This window comes from Croceibacterium sp. TMG7-5b_MA50, from assembly GCF_039830145.1.
Lineage (GTDB): Bacteria > Pseudomonadota > Alphaproteobacteria > Sphingomonadales > Sphingomonadaceae > Croceibacterium.
Genome location: NZ_CP156082.1, coordinates 1,883,776 through 1,903,365, shown reverse-complemented (window position 1 = coordinate 1,903,365; position 19,590 = coordinate 1,883,776). Strand labels below are relative to the sequence as shown.

General features: G+C 68.4%; 16 protein-coding genes. 9 read left to right on the top strand and 7 right to left on the bottom strand.

Annotated elements, in window-relative coordinates:
* Positions 1-29: 29 nt before the first annotated feature.
* The 5 genes from V5740_RS09085 (at position 30) to V5740_RS09065 (ending at position 8,814) form a co-directional block, all read left to right on the top strand.
* Positions 30-2,846 carry a TonB-dependent receptor gene (locus V5740_RS09085; RefSeq protein ID WP_347302167.1) on the top strand — a complete coding sequence of 939 codons (2,817 nt, stop codon included), beginning with the start codon at positions 30-32 and terminating at the stop codon, positions 2,844-2,846.
* Entirely contained in the window at positions 2,846-3,868 is a 1,023-nt protein-coding gene (locus V5740_RS09080) for a phytase (protein WP_347302166.1), read from the top strand. Before V5740_RS09085 ends, V5740_RS09080 begins: the two co-directional genes overlap by 1 nt.
* A gap of 61 nt (positions 3,869-3,929) precedes the next feature.
* A complete protein-coding gene (locus V5740_RS09075; protein WP_347302165.1) occupies positions 3,930-4,832 on the top strand; it encodes a Ku protein in 903 nt (300 codons plus the stop codon).
* 3 nt (positions 4,833-4,835) lie between these two features.
* Positions 4,836-7,391 carry a DNA ligase D gene (ligD, locus tag V5740_RS09070; protein WP_347302164.1) on the top strand — a complete coding sequence of 852 codons (2,556 nt, stop codon included), beginning with the start codon at positions 4,836-4,838 and terminating at the stop codon, positions 7,389-7,391.
* Positions 7,392-7,482: 91 nt separating this feature from the next.
* Positions 7,483-8,814, top strand: coding sequence for an alkaline phosphatase PhoX (locus tag V5740_RS09065; RefSeq protein WP_347302163.1), 1,332 nt, complete (start codon positions 7,483-7,485; stop codon positions 8,812-8,814).
* Here the strand turns inward: V5740_RS09065 and V5740_RS09060 are convergent.
* The 5 genes from V5740_RS09060 to V5740_RS09040 are packed head-to-tail and all read right to left on the bottom strand — an operon-like array spanning position 8,792 to position 13,842.
* Entirely contained in the window at positions 8,792-9,586 is a 795-nt protein-coding gene (locus tag V5740_RS09060; protein ID WP_347302162.1) for a 3'(2'),5'-bisphosphate nucleotidase CysQ, read from the bottom strand. The genes V5740_RS09065 and V5740_RS09060 overlap by 23 nt on opposite strands.
* Positions 9,583-11,520, bottom strand: a complete 1,938-nt coding sequence (cysN, locus tag V5740_RS09055; RefSeq protein WP_347302161.1) for a sulfate adenylyltransferase subunit CysN — start codon at positions 11,518-11,520, stop codon at positions 9,583-9,585. The genes V5740_RS09060 and cysN overlap by 4 nt, the downstream gene beginning before the upstream one ends.
* Positions 11,520-12,461, bottom strand: a complete 942-nt coding sequence (gene cysD, locus V5740_RS09050; RefSeq protein ID WP_347302160.1) for a sulfate adenylyltransferase subunit CysD — start codon at positions 12,459-12,461, stop codon at positions 11,520-11,522. Before cysD ends, cysN begins: the two co-directional genes overlap by 1 nt.
* A 42-nt stretch (positions 12,462-12,503) precedes the next feature.
* Positions 12,504-13,541: an enoyl-CoA hydratase/isomerase family protein gene (locus tag V5740_RS09045; protein WP_347302159.1), complete on the bottom strand. Its 1,038-nt coding sequence runs from the start codon at positions 13,539-13,541 to the stop codon at positions 12,504-12,506.
* Positions 13,534-13,842 (bottom strand): I78 family peptidase inhibitor, encoded by a 309-nt coding sequence (locus V5740_RS09040; RefSeq protein WP_347302158.1) that lies wholly within the window; start codon positions 13,840-13,842, stop codon positions 13,534-13,536. Before V5740_RS09040 ends, V5740_RS09045 begins: the two co-directional genes overlap by 8 nt.
* Positions 13,843-13,931: 89 nt before the next feature.
* Here V5740_RS09040 and V5740_RS09035 point away from each other — a divergent pair, with 89 nt between their 5' ends.
* Genes V5740_RS09035 through V5740_RS09025 form a run of 3 tightly spaced genes read left to right on the top strand, consistent with a single transcriptional unit; the run spans position 13,932 to position 16,277 of the window.
* Positions 13,932-14,396: a MaoC family dehydratase gene (locus tag V5740_RS09035; RefSeq protein ID WP_347302157.1), complete on the top strand. Its 465-nt coding sequence runs from the start codon at positions 13,932-13,934 to the stop codon at positions 14,394-14,396.
* A 48-nt stretch (positions 14,397-14,444) separates the two neighbouring features.
* Entirely contained in the window at positions 14,445-14,837 is a 393-nt protein-coding gene (locus V5740_RS09030) for a hypothetical protein (RefSeq protein WP_347302156.1), read from the top strand.
* A 39-nt stretch (positions 14,838-14,876) separates the two neighbouring features.
* Positions 14,877-16,277 (top strand): PepSY domain-containing protein, encoded by a 1,401-nt coding sequence (locus tag V5740_RS09025; RefSeq protein WP_347302155.1) that lies wholly within the window; start codon positions 14,877-14,879, stop codon positions 16,275-16,277.
* On the opposite strand, the gene V5740_RS09020 is transcribed toward V5740_RS09025, so the two are convergent.
* Positions 16,274-17,251 carry an asparaginase gene (locus V5740_RS09020; protein ID WP_347302154.1) on the bottom strand — a complete coding sequence of 326 codons (978 nt, stop codon included), beginning with the start codon at positions 17,249-17,251 and terminating at the stop codon, positions 16,274-16,276. The genes V5740_RS09025 and V5740_RS09020 overlap by 4 nt on opposite strands.
* A gap of 52 nt (positions 17,252-17,303) precedes the next feature.
* Complete coding sequence (locus V5740_RS09015; RefSeq protein ID WP_347302153.1) at positions 17,304-18,317, bottom strand: SDR family oxidoreductase; 1,014 nt, start codon at positions 18,315-18,317, stop codon at positions 17,304-17,306.
* Between the two features lie 129 nt (positions 18,318-18,446).
* On the opposite strand from V5740_RS09015, the gene V5740_RS09010 reads away from it, so the two are divergent.
* The gene (locus V5740_RS09010; protein WP_347302152.1) at positions 18,447-19,559 is read left to right on the top strand and encodes an S-(hydroxymethyl)glutathione dehydrogenase/class III alcohol dehydrogenase; all 1,113 of its coding nucleotides are present in this window, start codon (positions 18,447-18,449) and stop codon (positions 19,557-19,559) included.
* The last annotated feature ends 31 nt before the right edge of the window (positions 19,560-19,590 follow it).

Here is a 19,590-nt window from a genome sequence, read left to right as displayed (position 1 = left end):
CCCCGGTCATTGGATCGGGGAACACGCACATGCATCTTATCCGCCCGCTGCTGGCCAGCAGCAGCATCGCCCTTGCACTGATCGCCGCGCCGGCGATCGCCGGGGAAGTCGCCGGTACGGTGACGGACGCCACCGACACGATCGCGCTGCGGTCCGCGAACATCCGCATCGCCGAGCTTGGGCGAGAGGCGGTGACGGGTGCGGACGGATCCTTCCTCTTCGGTGAAGTGCCCGCGGGTACCTATACGCTGGTCGCCACCTATGTCGGCGCGCCAACGCAGGAACTGACCCTGACCGTGCCGGCCACCGGCACCGTGCGCGCCGACTTCGCGCTGGGCAACGCGGATCGTGCGATCCTGGTCACCGGCTATGGCGCGAACCAGGCCAGCGCCCTGTCGCGCAAGCGGGAGAACGACCGGGTCAGCGACGTGCTGACGCGCGACGCGATCGGGCAATTCCCCGACCAGAACGTCGCGGAATCGATCCGCCGCCTGCCCGGCATCAACGTGCTGAACGATCAGGGGGAGGGGCGCTTCGTCTCCGTCCGCGGGCTCGACCCCAACCTCAACTCCACCACGCTGAACGGTGTGCGGGTGCCTTCGCCCGAGGGTGACATTCGGGGCGTGGCGCTGGACGTCATCAGCAGCGATGTGATCCAGAGCGTGGAGATCACCAAGTCGCTGACCCCGGACATGGATGCCGACACGATCGGCGCGTCCATCGATATCGAGACGACCAGCGCCTTCGCCCGCCGTCGCGATGCGCTGAACGTCTCTGCGGAGGCGAGCTACAACGATTATGTCGGTGAAGTGACGCCCAAGGGCGCGGTCGACTTCGCCGTGCGCGTCACGCCCGATTTCGGGATTAGCGGCGGCCTGTCCTATTACCAGCGCCGCTTCGAAAGCGACAATGTCGAGGCGGAGGACTGGGTCGAGGGTGACGACGGCGCGATCTATGCCGAAGGGCTGGAATACCGCGACTACGACGTGCAGCGCGAACGGACCAGCGCCTCGCTGAACCTTGACCTGCGCGCGACGGACACCACCACGCTGTATGCCCGCGGCCTGTACAGCCAGTTCGAGGATCACGAGTACCGCCGCCGTACCATCTTCGGCACGGGTGATGCGTTCGTGACCGCCAATGGCGCGACCGGCGTCACCTTCGCCGATGGCGATGCCGCCAGCCCGGATGACGAATATGAGCTGACGATCGAGCGCGACCTGAAGGACCGCTTCGAGACGCAGCGCGTCCGCACCGTGGTGGTCGGCGGCGAGACCGACACCGACACCTGGCATGTTGAATATTCGGGCAGCTGGGCCCGGTCGACGGAACTGGAGGACGGCTCCATCGACCCGATCACCTTCGCCCGCGACTACGCCGGAGAAGGGCTGGCGGTGAACGCCGACTACAGCGACGTGCGCGTGCCGATCTATTCGATCGCTGCCGGGCCGAACGACGCCCTCGACCCTTCGTCCTACGAACTGGACGAGGTGCAGATCACCAGCCTGTCCGATGCGGAGGATACCGAATGGGCCGGGCGGCTGGACGTCGCCCGCAGCTTCCCCATGGCGGGCGGCAGCTTCACCGTGCAGGCGGGCGGCAAGATGCGCTGGCGCGACAAGCGGTACAACAACAACACCACCCATATCGAAGGGGCGGACATCACGCTCGCCGATTTCGGTGGCCGGCAGACCTACCGCCTGGTCGACATGGGGCCGGTGGTCGACAAGCTGTCGCCGCGCCGCTTCCTGGCGGCGAACAACGACGCATTCGAGGTGGAGCCGGTCGATACCGCGTTAGACAGTGCGGCGTCCGATTACTCCATCAAGGAGGATATCGCCGCCGGTTACCTGCTGGGGCGGTGGGACAGCGACACGCTGCGCGTGATCGGCGGTGTCCGCTACGAACGGACCGACAACGTCATCCGCGGCAACACCGTCACCCTGATCGAGGGCGAGGACGAGGATACCGTGACCGTGGCCCCCGTGCTGTTCCAGCGCGATTACGACCAGTGGCTGCCCAGCCTGAACGTACGGTTCGAAGCCAGCGAAGACCTGGTGCTGCGCGCCGCGGGCTACCGCTCGCTGGTGCGGCCGGGCCTGGCGCAACTGGCGCCCCGGTTCGTGATCGAGGAATCGGATGGCGGCGAGCGCGAGGGCGAGTTCGGCAATCCCAACCTGCGCCCGTATCGCGCATGGAACTTCGATGCCTCCGCCGAATGGTACATGACCAGCAACGGCGCGCTGACGGTGGCTGGTTTCTACAAGGACGTTAAGGACTACATCGTCGACACGCTGATCCAGGAAACCGAATATGCCGGCGTACCGGTGGACGAGGCGACGCTGCCGATCAACGGCGACAGCGCCACGATCTATGGCGTGGAGGTCGGCTTCGCGCAGCAATGGACCATGCTGCCCGGTGCGCTGGACGGCCTGATCACGCAGTTGAACTATACCTGGACGGACGCGACCGGCGACGTGCCGGTGGATGGCGATCCGGCCAATCTGCGGCAGATCACGCTGCCGTCGACGAGCCGCCACACCTTCAACGCCGCGCTCGGCTACGACAAGGGGCCGGTCTCCTTCCGCTTGGCGGGAACGTACCGCGACAAGTACCTGGACGAGCTGGGCGCCACGGCGGAGGAGGATCGCATCGTCGACAACCACTTCCAGGTGGACCTGACCGTCCGCTACCGCGCAAGCGACCGCATCCAGCTGTTCTATGACTGGATCAACATCAACAACGCCAAGTACTTCGCCTACAACAACGTCGCCCAGCGGCGTAACCTGCTGCAGTACGAGGAATACAACTGGACCATGAAGGCCGGCATGCGGGTGAGCTTCTGATGCGGGTATTGCCGTTGTTTGCCGCCGGGCTGCTGCCCATGCTGGCCGGGGCCTGCGCAACGACGCCGGCGATCACCGGCCTGCCGCCGGTGCCCGTCACCGCGACAGGCGAGACCGCGCCCGTCGGCACCAACAATGCCGACGCGGCGGACGATCCGGCGATCTGGCGCAATGCGGCGAACCCCGCCGCCAGCCTGATCGTGGCGACCGACAAGAAGGCGGGCCTGTATGTCTATGGCCTGGATGGGGCGATCCGCAGCTTCACGGATAGCGGCCGGGTCAACAATGTCGACCTGGTAGACATGGGGCAGCAGGGCATCATCGTCATCGCCAGCGACCGCAACGACGTGACCGCGGCCAAGGCGCAGCTGTTCCGCCTCGATCCCGCAACGGCCACCCTGACCCAGCTGGCGATCCTCCCGGTCGGCGCGGGGGAGGCTTATGGCATGTGCGCCACCGGCCGCGATGGTACGCTGCTGATCTACAGCCCGGTGAAGGAAGGCGCGATCTACGAACAGCGGATCACGCTGGGCGCCACGCTGACGGCGGAGAATCTGCGCACGCTGAAGGTCGCGACCCAGCCCGAAGGCTGCGTGGTCGATCATCGCGACGGCACGCTGTATGTGGGGGAGGAGGATGCCGGCATCTGGCGCTTCCGTTCCGGCGCAGGGACGGGCGAGATGGTCGCCGCGGTCGACAATCGCTACCTCGTCGCCGATGTCGAAGGCTTGGGCCTGGTGCCGGAAGACGCAAATGGCGGCTGGCTGGTCGCCAGCAGCCAGGGCGACAATGCCTATGCCCTGTTCCGCCTGCCCGACATGGCGCCGACCGGCCGCTTCGCCGTGGTGCCCGGCACGATCGGCGGCAGCGAGGAAACGGACGGACTGGAGGTGATCGCCGGCGATTTCGGCCCGGCTTATCCGGAGGGCTTGTTCATCGCGCAGGACGGGCACAACCAGCCCGCGGCGCAGAACTTCAAGCTGGTGTCGTGGGCTGCGATCAGGGCGGCGCTGGGCCTCTGATCGGCTGACGGAAACGATTCACCGCGCCATGCGCTGACTCGCCTGCAAAGGAGGTCAGCGCATGGCAGCACGCGCCTATTGGCAGGGCCAGATCCGTCTGGCGCTGGTGTCGATCCCGGTGGAGGTCTATTCCGCGGTGAAGACCGCGTCGAAGATCAGCTTCCGCCAGATCCACGAACCCAGCGGCAAGCCCGTCTCCTACGAAAAGGTGGTCGAAGGCATCGGCCCGATCGACCGGGACGAGATCATCAAGGGCTACGAGTTGTCCAAGGGCAATTACGTCCTGCTGGATGACGAGGAGATCGAGAGCGTCAAGATCGAGAGCCGCAAGACGCTGGAACTGGTCCAGTTCGTCGAGGCGCACGAGATCGACCCGCTCTATTTCGAAAAGCCGTATTACGTCGCCCCGCAGGACGACCTGGCGGAGGAGGCGTTCGTCGTGCTGCGCGAGGCGCTGCGCCGGGCGAAGAAGATCGCGCTGGGGCAGCTGTCCATTCGCGGCAAGGAGCAGCTGGTCGCCATCAAGCCCTGCGGCAAGGGCCTGTTGATGGAGACGCTGCGCTATGCCGATGAGGTGCGCGGCGGGCAGTCCTTCTTCAGCGACATCGACGATGTTAAGCCCGATGCGGAGTTGCTGGACCTTGCCACCACGCTGATCGACAAGAAGACCGCGCCCTTCAACGCCGCCACCTTCCACGACAATTATGCCGACGCGTTGATGCGGCTGATCGAGAAGAAGGCCAAGGCGAAGGGCAACAAGCGGATCGTCGAGGACCCGGATGACGGCAAGCCATCGGGCAAGTCCAACGTGATCGACCTGATGGCGGCGCTGAAGAAATCGGTCGGCAGCGGCGCCGGGGCGGAGAAGGCCCCGGCCAAGCCCGCCGCGAAGAAAGCGGCGGCCAAGAAGCCGGCGGTGGCGGCGAAAAAACCCGCCGCATCCCGCACCCGCAAGAGCGCCTGAGCCATGGCGACGCGGGCACGCAAAAAGGCTGACCCCGCCGCCGACCTGCTGGCCGAATACAACCGCAAGCGCGATTTTACAAAGACGGCTGAACCTTCGGGAAAAGTCGCACCCGGCACCGGCAATCGCTTCATTGTGCAGAAGCATGACGCCACCCGTCTCCACTGGGATCTGCGGCTGGAGGTCGACGGCGTGCTGAAAAGCTGGGCGGTGACGCGCGGCCCTTCGCCCGATCCCGCCGACAAGCGGCTGGCCGTGCGGACCGAGGATCATCCGCTATCCTATGCCGAGTTCGAGGGCGTCATCCCCAAGGGCGAATATGGCGGCGGCACGGTGATGCTGTGGGATCGCGGCACCTGGGCGCCGATCGCGGGCAAGAGTGCCAAGGACCTGGACGAGGGGCACCTGCACTTCATCATCGACGGCGAACGGATGCAGGGCGAGTGGCTGCTGATCCGGCTGAAGCCCCGCCCGGGGGAGAAGCGCGAGAACTGGCTGCTGCGCAAGATCGCCGATGCCCATGCGCAGGAAGGCGACATGCTGGTGGAACGCGGCCTCACCAGCGTGCTGACCGGGCGCTCCATGGCGGAGATCGCCGCGGATACGGCGGGTGCCTACTCGCTGGCGGGCAAGAAGGGCGATGCCTTCACCGCGGAGATGACGCAGGCGGCGAAGCGTAACGCTCGCAAGGTCAAGGCAGCGGTCAAGCCGGGGATGAAGCGCAGGAAGGCCACCGGCAAGCCGCCCGCCTTCCGTAAAGTCCAACTCGCCACGCTGGTGGACAGCGTGCCCACCGGCAATGGCTGGCTGCACGAAATCAAGTTCGACGGCTACCGTGCGCTGGTCGCCGCCGCCGGGCAGCAGGTGGTGGTGTACACGCGCAACGGGCTGGACTGGACGGACAAGTTCGGGCCGCTGGTGGCCAAGTTGCAGGCGCTGGACCTGCCGCCCTGCCTGATCGATGGGGAGATCGTCGCCTATGGCAAGGACGGCAATCCCGATTTCTCCACCCTGCAGGCGGTGCTGAAGCGTGGCCACGGCGCGCAGACCGACAAGGATGCGCTGAGCTTCCACGCCTTCGACCTGCTGGGGGTGGAGGGCGAGGACCTGACCGGCCTGACGAACATCGAGCGCAAGGAACGGCTGGAGGCGCTGCTCGCCGGTGCGAAGCCGCCCGTCCATGTGGCGGATCATGTGATCGGTGCGGGCGAGAACCTGTTGGCGGCGATGTGCGCCGCCGGGCAGGAGGGCATCATCTCCAAGCGGATCGACGGCAAGTACAGCAGCACGCGGGGCAAGGCGTGGGTGAAGGTGAAATGCACCCGGCGGCAGGAATTTGTCATCATCGGCTGGAAGAAGTCGAGCGCCAAGGCGCGGCCCTTCGCCAGCCTGCTGATGGCGCAGCATGAAGGCGGCAAGCTGGTCTACAAGGGCAATGTCGGTACCGGCTTCGACGCTGCCACGCTGGATGATCTCGCCGCCCGCATGGCGAAGCTGACCCGCAAGACCGCCCCGGCGGAGGTGGATCGAGTAGCCAGCCGCGGCGTCACCTGGGTGGAGCCGGAGCTGGTGGCGGAGGTCGCCTTCGCCGAGTTCACTGGGGAGGGCGCGATCCGGCATGGCAGCTTCCTGGGCCTGCGCGGCGACAAGCCGGTAGCCGATGTCGCGCCGGAAACGCCCGAACCCGCCCCGGCGGAGGAGGCGGTGCGGATATCCAGCCGCGAGCGGGTGATCTTTCCCGAAAGCGGCCAGACGAAGGGCGAGCTGGCCGACTATTATGCCACGATCGCCCCTCTGCTGCTGCCTTTTGCCGCAGGGCGTCCGATCAGTCTGGTCCGCTGTCCGCAGGGCCGGGCGAAGAAGTGTTTCTTCCAGAAGCATGACAGCGGCAGTTTCGGCGACCACGTCCACCATGTGCCGATCCGGGAGAAGGACGGCAGCACGGAGGATTACCTGTATGTCGAGGATGCCGCCGGCCTCGCCGCTTGCGTGCAGATGGGCACAATCGAATTCCATGGCTGGGGCAGCCGGATCGCCGATGTCGAGGCGCCCGACCGCATGGTGTTCGACCTCGACCCGGACGAAGGATTGGCCTTCGCTGACGTGAAGCAGGCCGCGACCGACATTCGTGACCGGCTGGCCGATATCGGCCTTGCCAGCTTTGCCATGCTGTCGGGCGGCAAGGGCGTGCATGTGGTGGTGCCGCTGACGCCGGGCCATTCGTGGGACGCGCACAAGGATTTCAGCAAGCGCTTCGCCGAGGCGCTGAGCATGGCGGAGCCTGAACGGTTCACCGCCAACCTCAGCAAGGCGAAGCGGGTTGGCCGGATCTTCATCGATTACCTGCGCAACCAGCGCGGCAGCACGGCGGTGCAGCCTTATTCCGCCCGCGCCCGCGCCGGTGCGCCGGTGGCGGTGCCGATCGCCTGGGGAGAGCTGAAGGATTTTGACCACGCGCACCCGTTCGGCATCGGCGACACGCGGCAACTGCTCGCCCGCGCGCGGGGCAAGGCGTTGGCCGGATGGGGTTTTGCCGAGCAGGCGCTGCCGGAGATCTAGCTGGCTTCTTGATCCTGACACATGGCCGGTTCATGGCGCCGCGCTAACGAAACCGTTCGCGTCGCACATCATCTCACGGAAAAATGCTGCCATGACCTTCGCCGCCGATCGCCGCCGCTTCCTTGCCGCTACCGGCAGCGCCTTTGCCGCGCTGGCAGCCAGCGGCTGCATGCGGGTGCCGCTGAGTGCAACGACCGCGCCCGGTGCCGGCTTCAGCTACGGTCCGTTGCAGCCCGATCCGGCGGGGCTGCTCGATCTGCCACGGGGCTTCACCTATCGGGTGATCTCCAGCCTGGGCGACACGATGGACGACGGCTTCACCGTGCCCGACCGGGCGGACGGCATGGGCTGTTTCGACCTCGGCAATGGCCGCATCGCGCTGGTGCGAAACCACGAATTGATGCCGACCAATGATGGCGGCGGCGTGGCCGGGCCGGCCTTCGACACGCAGGCGCGCAGCCTGGTGCCACTGCCGGGCGGGACGACGACGCTGGTGCTGGATGCCGCGACGCTGGAATTGCAGGGCCAGCACCGCAGCCTGGCGGGCACGATCCGAAATTGCGCGGGCGGCATCACGCCGTGGGGCAGCTGGCTGACCTGCGAGGAGAACGTCGCGCGCGCCGACGGCAAGATCAACCAGGACCATGGCTGGGTGTTCGAAGTGCCGGCCAATGCCACGGGGCTGGTCGATCCGGTGCCGCTGAAGGCCATGGGCCGCTTCAATCACGAGGCGGCGGCGGTCGATCCGGCGACCGGCTTCGTCTACCTGACGGAAGATGTGAAGGACAGCCTGCTGTACCGCTTCGTCCCCACCACGCGCGGCAAGCTGGCCGATGGCGGGCAGTTGCAGGCGCTGGCGCTGGTCGACGGGCCGGCCGACACGCGCAACTGGGAAGGGCGGACCGGTGCCGTGCGCGGGCAGGCCCGCGCCGTGCGCTGGATCGACCTCGACAATGTGGAAAGCCCGCAGGACGATCTGCGCCATCGCGGCGCTGCCGCCGGCGCGGCGATCTTCGCACGGGGAGAGGGCATCCACATGGGCGAGGGCGAGCTGTTCTTCTGCTGCACCAGCGGCGGCGCGGCCGGCCTGGGGCAGATCTTCCGCCTGCGTCCGTCGGCGGATGGGACCAGCGACACGCTGGACCTGTTCTTCGAAAGCGAGAGCAAGGACCAGTTCGATTACGGCGACAACCTGACGGTCGGGCCCAATGGCCATCTGGTGGTGTGCGAGGACCAGTACACGGATGTGGTCGCCAACCACCTGCGCGGCATCACGCCGGACGGGCAAGCCTACCCCATCGCGTTCCTGCGCGAACAGACCGAGCTGGCCGGCGCCTGCTTCAGCCCGGATGGGCGAACGCTGTTCGTGAACTTCTACAGCCCGGCCAAGACGGTGGCGATTACCGGGCCGTGGACGGCGTAAGCGCCAGCCCGGCCACGATCTCCAGCACCCGGTCCGCCCATTCGGGGCGGCAGATCAGCAGGTCGGGCAACCAGGTGTCCTGATTGTTGTAGTGCAACGGCCTGCCGTCGATCCGCGAACAGTGCAGACCGTGGGCCTGTGCCACGGCGACGGGGGCGCAATTGTCCCATTCGTACTGCCCGCCCGAATGGAGGTAAATCTCCGCCTGCCCACGCACCACCGCCATGGCTTTCGCCCCGGCGCTGCCCATGGGCACCAGCTCAGCCCCGATCGCCTCGGCGACGGCCAGCGCCTCGGGCGCGGGGCGGGTGCGGCTGACGACCATGCGCGGAACGGCCTGCGCGGCAGGCAGCGGTACGGGTGCGTGGGAGGAGAAGACCAGGCCGCGGCCGTTCTCGCATTCCGGCCCGGTGCAATCGGGCAGGGCCACCGCACCCGCCGCAGCGACGCCGTTCACCGCCAGCCCTACATGCACCGCCCAGTCCCAGCGGGACTCCCCGAATTCACGGGTGCCGTCCACCGGATCGACGATCCATACCCGATCCTTCGTCAGGCGGTCGGGCGTGTCCTTCGTCTCTTCCGACAGCAGGCCGTCATCCGGCCGCAGGGATCGCAGCGTTTCCACCAGCCAGGTGTTCGCCACCTTGTCCCCGGCGCCGCCCAGCGGCTTGCCGCCCAGCAGATCGCAGCCGCGCACTTCGAGCAGGATGCGCCCCGCCGCACGGGCGAGCTTCGCGGCGAGTTCGGCGTCGGCGGCAAGGTCCGGGGTCAAAGAACCGGGCTCCATTCGCCCAGCACCCGCGCGACGATCATCTCCGCCGCCTGTTCGGGCGTGATACGGGTGGTGTCGATGCGCAGTTCCGGCCGCTCGGGCGCCTCGTACGGGCTGGAGATGCCGGTGAAATTGGGCAGCTTGCCCTCCCGTGCCTGACGGTACAGCCCCTTGGTATCCCGCGCCTCGGCGACTTCCAGCGGGGTGTCGACGAAGATTTCCAGGAACTCGCCATCGGGGATCAGGCCGCGCACCAGCTCCCGCTCCGCCCGGAAGGGGCTGATGAAGGCGGTCAGCACGATCAGCCCGGCATCGGTCATCAGCTTGGCGACCTCGCCCACGCGGCGGATGTTCTCGATCCGGTCGACCTCGCTGAAGCCCAGATCCTTGTTCAGCCCGTGGCGGATGTTGTCGCCATCCAGCAGGAAGGTGTGGCGCCCGGCGGCGTGGAGCTTCTTTTCGACCAGATTGGCGATGGTCGACTTGCCGCTGCCCGACAGGCCGGTGAACCACAGCACCTGCGGCTGTTGCCCCTTCAGCGCGGCATGGGCGTGGCGATCCACGTCCAGCGCCTGCCAGTGGATGTTCTGCGCGCGGCGCAGCGCGTTCTGCAACAGGCCGGCGGCGACGGTCGCGTTGGTCAGCTTGTCGATCAGGATGAAGCCACCCAGCGCCCGGCTGTCGGCATAGGGTTCGAACACCAGCGGCCGGTCGGCCGTGACCTCCGCCACGCCGATGCCGTTCAACGACAGCGTGGGGCTGGCCAGATGTTCCAGCGTGTTCACGTCGATCTCGTAACGGGGGGCGGCGACGCTGGCGCTGACCATCTGCGTGCCAAGCTTCAGCCAGTAAGCGCGGCCGGGGATCATCGCCTCCTCCCCCATCCACACGATGCTGGCCTTGAACTGCTCGGCCGCTTCGGGCGGATGCTCCGCCGCGGCGATCACGTCGCCGCGGCTGCAATCGACCTCGTCCGCCAGCGTCAGCGTGACCGACTGGCCAGCGACCGCCTGGTCCAGCGGGCCATCGAAGGTCTCGATCGCCTTGATCGTGGTGGTGCGGCCCGAGGGCACGATCCGCACCGCGTCACCCGGACGCACCACGCCGCTGGCGATCTGCCCGGCGAAGCCGCGGAAGTCGAGATTGGGCCGGTTGACCCATTGCACCGGCATGCGGAAGGCGCGTTCCTGCGCCACATCGTTGCCGACCTCGACCGTTTCCAGGTGGTGCATCAGGCTGGGCCCGGCATACCACGGCGTGTTGGCGGAGGGGGCAGCGGTGATGTTGTCGCCCCTGAACCCGCTCAGCGGGATGGCGGTGAACTGTTCCACCCCGATGCTGGCGGCAAAGGCGCGGTAATCGGCGACGATCGCGTCGAAGGTGGGCTGATCGTACCTGACCAGGTCCATCTTGTTCACCGCCAGCACCAGATGACGGATGCCCAGCAGCTGGCACAGGAAGGAATGGCGCCGCGTCTGCACCAGCACGCCCTTGCGCGCATCGACCAGGATCACCGCCAGGTCGGCGGTGGAGGCGCCGGTCACCATGTTGCGGGTGTATTGTTCGTGCCCCGGCGTATCGGCGACGATGAACTTGCGCCGTTCCGTGGAGAAGAAGCGGTAGGCGACATCGATGGTGATGCCCTGCTCGCGCTCCGCCGCGAGGCCATCCACCAGCAGGGCGAAGTCGATCTCCCGCCCCTGCGTGCCGACACGCGCGCTGTCCGCCTCCAGCGCGGCGAGCTGATCCTCGAAGATCATCTTGCTGTCGTATAGCAGGCGGCCGATCAGCGTGGACTTGCCGTCATCCACGCTGCCGCAGGTGATGAACCGCAGCAGCCCCTTGTTCTGGTGCTGCTGCAGGTAGGCGCCGATATCCTCCGCGATCAGGGCGTCGGGGGTGTAGGCGCGGGTCTCGTCGGGGAGGGTGGCCATCAGAAATACCCCTCCTGCTTCTTCTTCTCCATGCCGGCGCCGCCTTCGTCCTTGTCGATGGCGCGGCCCTGCCGTTCGCTGGTGGTGGTCAGCAGCATCTCCTGCACGACCTCCGGCAGCGTCGCGGCCCCGCTCTCGACCGCGCCCGTCAGCGGGTAGCAGCCGAGCGTGCGGAACCTGACGGAACGCATCACCGGCTCCTCCCCCGGCAGTAGCGGGAAGCGGTCGTCATCCACCATCAGCAGCATGCCGTCACGCTCCACCGTGGGGCGCGGTTCGGCGAGGTAGAGGGGAACGATGTCGATCCCTTCAGCCATGATGTACTGCCAGATGTCGAGCTCGGTCCAGTTGCTGAGCGGAAACACCCGGATGCTCTCGCCCCGGTGCTTGCGCGCATTGTAGAGGTTCCACAGTTCCGGCCGCTGGTTCTTGGGATCCCAGCCATGGTTCGCCGTGCGGAAGGAGAAGATGCGCTCCTTCGCCCTGGACTTCTCCTCGTCCCGGCGGGCGCCGCCGAAGGCCGCGTCGAACCCATATTTGTCGAGCGCCTGCTTCAGCCCCTGCGTCTTCCACATGTCGGTATGCAGCGGGCCGTGGTCGAACGGGTTGATGCCGCGCTCCATCGCCTCCGGGTTGTGGTGCACCAGCAATTGCATGCCCGCCGCGTCCGCCGCGCGTTCGCGCATGGCGTACATGGCGCGGAATTTCCACGTCGTGTCGACATGCAGCAGCGGGAAGGGCGGGGGCGCGGGGTGGAAGGCCTTGCGGGCGAGGTGGAGCATCACCGCGCTGTCCTTGCCGATGGAATACAGCATCACCGGTCGCTGCGCCTCCGCCACGACCTCGCGCATGATGTGGATCGATTCGGCCTCAAGCCGCTGGAGGTGCGTCAGGCGGTGCATATCGGGGCGCGAAGTGCCGCTTGCGCAGCCGTTGCACAAGCGGGCGGGCAGGGCAGATTTTCTTGGGGGCGGGCAAGGGCGCTACAGCGGCGTCCACTCCGCCCCGTCAGCCAGCGGCGCGAACAGCGCTTCCAGCTCCGCCGCGTTCGGCGGAGGTTGCCAGAGCGGCTCCCCTTCCTTGTCCACCAGCACCGCGCGCACGCCCTCCGCAAAGTCGGGGCGGTCGATCATGCGGATGGCGATCCGGTAGTCTTGCGCCATCTGCGCGGCGAAGTCCGGCACCTGCGTGGCGAACAGCCGCAGCGCGACCGCGGCGCTGGTGGGGCACCGCGCATCCACTGCCGCCAGTTCCTTCCCGGCCCAGCGGCTGTCGTCCGCCGCCAGTGCGGCGCGGATCGCGGTGAGCGACCTGCCGGCGAACAGCCGCTCGATCTTCTCGGCATTGCCCGCCAGCCGCGCGGGCGGGGGTTCGGCGGCAAGGCGTTCCAGCACATCCTCTATCGCGTCGGGATCGGCGGTGATCGCGGCGATCGCGTCCTCCAGCGCTGCCGCCGGCAGGTAGTGGGTGGCAAGGCCAGCCCACAGGCATTCCGCCCCGTCCAGCCGTGCGCCGGTCAGCGCCAGGAAGGCCCCGATATGATGTGGCAGGCGCGGCAGGTACCAGCCGGTGCCGACATCGGGGAACAGGCCGATCGATCCTTCCGGCATGGCGAGAGCCGTGTTCTCGGTGGCGATGCGGTACAGGCACGGCAGCGCCAGACCCACGCCGCCGCCCATCGTTGGCCCGTCCATGAAGCAGACGAGCCGCTTGGGACAGGTGTGCAGCAGGTGGTTCAGGCGGTACTCGTCGCGGAAGAACCGCCGCACCTCCGCCCGCTCACCCGCCAGCAATTGCCGCCGCATCCAGGCGACGTCGCCCCCGGCGCAGAAGCCACGATGGGCCGGGTCGTGATCCAGGATGATGGTGCCGAGCGTATCGTCATCCCACCATTCCAGCAGCGCCGCCGTCATCGCCGCGACCATCGCCGGAGTAAGGGCGTTCAGCGCCCCGCCGCGCGCCAGCCGGATGCGCCCGACGGCGCCCTGCCGCCAGATGCCGACCCCGCTTCTGTCAGCCACAGGTGATCTGCGTGATGGCCATATCCTCGTCATAGGCGACGGTCAGCCGGTCGGGCCGGTAATCCATCGTCAGGGCGGAGTTCGGCGGCGCCCAGCGCAGGTCCTTCGCACGGGTCCCCTTGCGCAGGCGTTCGCCCATGGCGGTGTCGACCTTCTGGCCGATCAGCCCCTGCACCCCGCTGGCATCGCAGGCGGGATCGTCCCGCGTATGGGCCATTTCCTCGCGCACATTGTCCCAGTGCGCCTTGCAGCCGGTCAGCGACAGGGCGGCAAGCAGGATCAGCGGCAGCCGGTTGGTCATGATCGTTCTCCTTTGGCAGCGGCAACGCATGGGTGGCGCGCCCGCTCCCCCCAGGCTAACGCCTTGGCACGGGAGATGGAGGCGAGACAATGGCGGGCCTGTGGTTCGACGAACTGGCGGTGGGGCAGGTCTTCGCCCACCCGATCCGCCGCACCGTGACGGAGACGGACAACCTGCTGTTCTCCACCCTGACGCACAATCCCGCCCAATTGCACCTCGATGCGGAATACATGGCGGGTACCGAGTTCGGGCAGGTGCTGGTCAATTCGGTGTTCGTGCTGGGGCTGATGGTGGGCGTGTCGGTCGGCGACACGACGCTGGGCACCGCGGTCGCCAATCTAGGATGGGACGAGGTGCGGTTCCCGCGGCCAGTGTTCGTCGGGGACACGCTGCGGATCGAGACGGAGGTGCTGGAACTGAGGCCCAGCAGGTCGCGGCCGGATCAGGGTATCGTCACCTTCGCGCACCGGGCCTTCAACCAGCGCGGCGAGCTGGTGGCGCAGTGCCGCCGCACCGGGTTGCAACGCTGCCGCCCGGTGGATGGTCAGGCGTAGCAGCACCGGCTAGACCACCGATCGATGGGGCACGGAGCGATCCTTGGCGTGGTGCGGCGTAGCGGGCTGGTGCTCCTGCTGCTGGCCGTGCTGGCGGGCGTTGCTGTGCCGCGCGGGTGGATGCCGCGAGCCTCCGCCGCCGGCGTGACGATCACGCTGTGCTCCGCCGGATTGCACGGTCAAGCGCGGGAGCAGGCACTGGCGGCCGCGAACAGCCTGCTGGCGGCGGCGCTGGACGATGACGGCGCCGATGATGCGGACGGCAAGACCTGCCCCCATGCCGCGTTGCCATCCGCCGCTTTGCTGCCATCGCCGCCCGTCGCGCTGTCAGACGCATCGTTCCCGGACATGGGTGTGCCGCCGCTGCCGCGATCCGTGATGATCGGCCGCGGCCTCGCCGCCCCGCCACCGCCCGCCACCGGACCCCCGCCCCACCACTGACCGCCTGCCGCCGGTGCGCGGCCCGTGTTCCCGTCAGTAGTGGATCGCTTTCTCATGTCCTCCCCGTCCGAGCGCGCGCCCATGCGCGCGGAACGCTGGTATGCCACCGTGTGGCGCTGGCACTTCTATGCCGGCCTGTTCGCCGCGCCGTTCATCCTGTGGCTGTCCGCCACCGGCGCGATCTACCTGTTCAAACCGCAGATCGAGGCGTGGCTGGACCGGCCATACGACACGCTCCGGCTGGAGGGGCCGCGCCTGCCGCCATCCGAACTGGCGCTGCGGGCGGAAGGCGCGGTGCCGGGGTCGGTGCTGCACAGCTTCATCCTGCCCGACGAACCGGACGACGCGCAGCGCGTGATCGTGGGCGTGGGCGCGGTGGAGACGCGGGTCTACCTCCACCCCGCGACCGGCGCCGTGCTGTACCGGGTGGCGGAGGAGGCGCGGCTGATGCGCTTCATCGCGCGCCTGCATGGGGAGCTGAAGGCGGGTCGCCCCGGCTCCGCTCTGGTGGAACTGGCGGCGAGCTGGACGGTGATTCTGCTGCTGTCCGGCCTGTTCCTGTGGTGGCCGCGCGGGCGCAAGGGCTGGGCCGGCGTGCTGTGGCCCCGGCTGACCGCACGCGGGCGGATCGTGTGGCGCGACCTGCACGCGGTGACGGGCGTCTGGCTGTCACTCGCCGCCGCGTTCCTGATCCTGTCGGGCCTGCCCTGGGCGCTGAGCTGGAGCGATTACCTAGCACATGTGCGGCAGGTCACGGGACAGAGCGCCGGGCCGGTGGACTGGTCGCAAGGCTCCGCGGCGGAGGCCGCCAGCCGCGCCGCGCTGGACCGCGCGGCGCGTGGCGCACGGGCGGACGATCACGCGCATCACGGGATGGTGCAGCCTGCCGCGCCCGCAGCGCTGGCGCAGCTCGACCAGGTGGTGCCGGCGGTGGCCGGGCTGGATCTCGCCGGCCCCGTCCATGTCACTCCCCCGGCGGAGGCCGGCAGCATGATCTGGCGGGCGGCCAGCAATTCCGTCAATCGCCCCTTGCGTGACGCGGTGGAGGTGGACGGCACCGCCGGGCAGGTCGTCGGCAGGCTCGATTTCGCCGACCGGCACCCGATCGACCGCGCGGTCGGCTATGGCATCGCCATCCATGAAGGCGCGCTGTTCGGCTGGGCCAACCAGTTGCTGGGCCTGGCGGTGGTAGCCGGCCTGTCACTCATGGCGGTGGCCGGCCTCGTCCTGTGGTGGCGGCGGCGGCCCACCGGCAGACTGGGCGCGCCGCCGCCGCAGGGGCAGCTGCGCCATAGCTGGGCGCTGGTGGCGCTGACGGTGCTGCTCGGCTTCGTGGTGCCGCTGTTCGGGATAAGCCTGGCGGTGCTGGTGGCGCTGGAACAAAGCGTGCTGCGCCGGTCCGCCCGGGCCAGCCGCTTCCTGGGCCTGCGGACGGGCTAGGCCTGCGGCGCCAGCCAATCACGCGCCAGCCGCTCCGCCTCGGCAGCCGGGCGTCCATCGCCCAGCGCCACGGCCAGCAGCAGCCGCAGCTTGCGGGCGCTGAGCAGCCCGGCGGGTACCGCGCCCAGTCGGGCCAGCGCGGCGCCGGAGGCATAGGACGGCGCGGTGCCGCCGCCGATGCAATGGGTGGCAATGCCCAGCAGCACGCCCGCCGCTTTGGCGCGTTCTAGCGCGGGCAGCACTTCGCCGGGTACGTTGCCCCGCCCGAAGCCCTGCACGACGATGCCGCGCACGCCCGCCTGCACGAGCAGGTCCACCTGCCGCCCGCCGCTGCCAAGGCCCAGGGCGACGATCTCCACCTCCGGTTCGGGCGTGACCGGATCGAAGGGCGGACGGCGGCGGGGCAGCAGTTCCAGCCGGACGCCATATTCGTCCACCCGGCCGATGGCGGCGCCTTGCGGGCCGAACGCCTCCGGCCCACTGCTGTCCAGCTTCATGGCAACGGGCGCGGACAGGATGCGCCCTCCGAACACGATCGCGCTGCCGATGCCGCGCGCCGCCGGATGCGCCGCCACGGCGAGGGCATCCAGCAGGTTGGCCATCCCGTCCGCCCCGGGCGCACCGGGCGCCCGCTGCGCGCCGGTGAACACCACCGGGATCGCGCCGGGATGCAGCAGGTCGATGAGGAAGGCGACATCCTCCATCGTGTCGGTGCCGTGCGCCACCACCACGCCAGCCAGGCCCTCCCGTTCCGCCACGGCGACCATGTCGGCGATCCGCAGCGCGTCGGCCAAGGCCATGTCCTCGCTGAGGCCGGCATAGGCCTGCCGCTCCGTCAGCCGATACGGCACCGGCGGCAGCGCGGCGGTGAGGCCGGCGCTGCCTTCGCGGCCGACCAGCACGCCGTGGTCGTCCGGCACGGAGGCGATGGTGCCGCCGGCATCGATCAGCAGCAATGCGGGTTCGGCGGTCATGGGCAATCCCCTTCAACAACGGGATCGCCCATGCATCCTGCGCCGCCCGGGCTCAAGGGTTGCCGCTGCCCCCGTGCGCGCCGACGGCGGTGCCGGTGGAGAAGGTCGTCTCGTCGCTGGCCAGCGCGACATACAGCGCGCCCAGTTCGGCCGGCTGCCCCGCGCGGCCCAGCGGCGTGTCCTGCCCGAACTCGCCCATCGTTCCCGGCAGCTGCCCGCCCGCGACCTGCAGCGGGGTCCAGATAGGGCCGGGGCTGACCGCGTTCACCCGGATGCCCTTCTTCGCCAATTGCTTGGCCATGCCGCGCGTCAGGTTCTGGATCGCCGCCTTGGTACTGGCATAATCGATCATCTCCTCTTCCGGGTCGTAGGAGTTCTGGCTGATCGTGTTGATGATGACGGCACCGGGCGGCATGGACGGGATCGCCGCCTTGCTGAAGCGGAAGGTGTGGAAGATGTTCGTCTCGTAGGTGCGGACGAACTGCTCGTCGCTGATCTCCAGGATGTCGGCCTTGCTTTGCTGGTAGGCGGCGTTGTTTACCAGGATGTCGAGCCCGCCCAGCGCCTCGATCGCCTTGGCCACCGTCTGCTCGCATGCGGCCAGCGTGCGGATGTCGGCGGGCAGCAGCACCGCCTTGCGGCCCGCCTGCTCGATCAGCTGCTTGACCTCCTGCGCATCGGGCTCCTCCGTCGGGTAGTAGTTGATGGCGACGTCTGCCCCTTCGCGGGCGAAAGCGATGGCGGCGGCCCGGCCGATGCCGCTGTCGCCGCCGGTGATCAGCGCGCGGCGCCCCGTCAGCTTGCCCGAACCGCGATAGCTGGTCTCCCCATGATCGGGGCGGGGCGTCATCTGGCTGGCCAGGCCGGGCCACTCCTGCTTCTGTTCGGGGAAGGGTTCGCGGGTATAGGCGTTGCGGGGATCCCGCAGCCGGCGCTGCCCGGCCCCGCCCGACCCCGGTGCGCCGCCTTCCTGCGCCGCAGCCGGGCCCGCACCCATCGCGCCCGCCGCCAGCCCCAGCACCGTGCCGCCCAGCACCGTGCGGCGCGTGGTCTCGTAATCCTGCATCTCTCGCTCCGCCAACTATCTGTGTCGGCAGGGTAAACGGCGGGCGCGGCACAAGTGTCCGGGTGACGTGCTTGCGAGGGGCGCGGCGCGGGGGTACCCGCGGGGCAGCACTTTGGAAGGACCTGCCCCATGAAGACCCGTGCCGCCGTCGCCTTTGCGCCCAAGCAGCCGCTGGAGATCGTCGAGCTGGATCTGGAAGGTCCCAAGGCCGGCGAGGTGCTGGTGGAGATCATGGCGACCGGTATCTGCCATACCGATGCCTACACGCTGGACGGTCTCGACAGCGAGGGCATCTTCCCGTCGGTGCTGGGCCACGAAGGCGCCGGCATCGTGCGCGAGGTCGGGGCGGGCGTGACCAGCGTGGTTCCGGGCGACCATGTGATCCCGCTGTACACCCCCGAATGCCGGCAGTGTAAGTCGTGCCTGTCGGGCAAGACGAACCTGTGTACCGCGATCCGCGCGACGCAAGGGCGGGGGCTGATGCCGGATGGGACGACGCGCTTCAGCCACAAGGGGCAGCCGATCTTCCACTACATGGGCTGTTCGACCTTCAGCAACTTCACCGTGCTGCCGGAGATCGCCGTGGCGAAGATCCGCACGGACGCACCGTTCCAGACCAGCTGCTACATCGGCTGCGGCGTCACCACGGGCGTCGGCGCCGTGGTCAACACCGCCAAGGTGCAGGTGGGCGACAACGTGGTGGTGTTCGGCCTCGGCGGGATCGGCCTCAACGTCATTCAGGGTGCTAGGTTGGCGGGCGCGAACATGATCGTCGGCGTCGACATTAATCCCGACCGCGAAGAGTGGGGCCGGCAGTTCGGCATGACGCATTTCCTGAACACCAGAGGGATGAGCCGGGACGAGGTCGTGGCGCAGGTCGTCGCGCTGACGGATGGCGGGGCCGACTACACCTTCGATTGCACCGGCAACACCGAGGTAATGCGCACCGCGCTGGAGGCGTGCCATCGCGGCTGGGGCACCAGCATCGTCATCGGTGTCGCCGAGGCGGGCAAGGAGATCGCGACGCGGCCATTCCAGCTCGTCACCGGACGCAACTGGCGCGGCACGGCGTTCGGCGGCGCGAAGGGGCGGACCGACGTGCCCAAGATCGTCGACTGGTACATGGACGGCAAGATCGCGATCGACTCGATGATCACCCACGTTCTGACGCTGGAGGAGATCAACAAGGGCTTCGACCTGATGCATGCGGGGGAAAGCATCCGCAGCGTCGTCGTCTACTGACATCGGCAGGCTGGGTTCACATTGGGCGGCG

What these genes read in the sequence shown, in the direction of transcription:
- V5740_RS09080 (WP_347302166.1), top strand. Translation starts at nt 2,846, where the DNA reads ATGCGGGTATTGCCGTTGTTTGCCGCCGGGCTGCTGCCCATGCTGGCC.
- V5740_RS09075 (WP_347302165.1), top strand. Translation starts at nt 3,930, where the DNA reads ATGGCAGCACGCGCCTATTGGCAGGGCCAGATCCGTCTGGCGCTGGTG.
- ligD (WP_347302164.1), top strand. Translation starts at nt 4,836, where the DNA reads ATGGCGACGCGGGCACGCAAAAAGGCTGACCCCGCCGCCGACCTGCTG.
- V5740_RS09085 (WP_347302167.1), top strand. Translation starts at nt 30, where the DNA reads ATGCATCTTATCCGCCCGCTGCTGGCCAGCAGCAGCATCGCCCTTGCA.
- V5740_RS09065 (WP_347302163.1), top strand. Translation starts at nt 7,483, where the DNA reads ATGACCTTCGCCGCCGATCGCCGCCGCTTCCTTGCCGCTACCGGCAGC.
- V5740_RS09010 (WP_347302152.1), top strand. Translation starts at nt 18,447, where the DNA reads ATGAAGACCCGTGCCGCCGTCGCCTTTGCGCCCAAGCAGCCGCTGGAG.
- cysN (WP_347302161.1), bottom strand. Translation starts at nt 11,520, where the DNA reads ATGGCCACCCTCCCCGACGAGACCCGCGCCTACACCCCCGACGCCCTG.
- V5740_RS09040 (WP_347302158.1), bottom strand. Translation starts at nt 13,842, where the DNA reads ATGACCAACCGGCTGCCGCTGATCCTGCTTGCCGCCCTGTCGCTGACC.
- V5740_RS09015 (WP_347302153.1), bottom strand. Translation starts at nt 18,317, where the DNA reads ATGCAGGATTACGAGACCACGCGCCGCACGGTGCTGGGCGGCACGGTG.
- V5740_RS09020 (WP_347302154.1), bottom strand. Translation starts at nt 17,251, where the DNA reads ATGACCGCCGAACCCGCATTGCTGCTGATCGATGCCGGCGGCACCATC.
- V5740_RS09035 (WP_347302157.1), top strand. Translation starts at nt 13,932, where the DNA reads ATGGCGGGCCTGTGGTTCGACGAACTGGCGGTGGGGCAGGTCTTCGCC.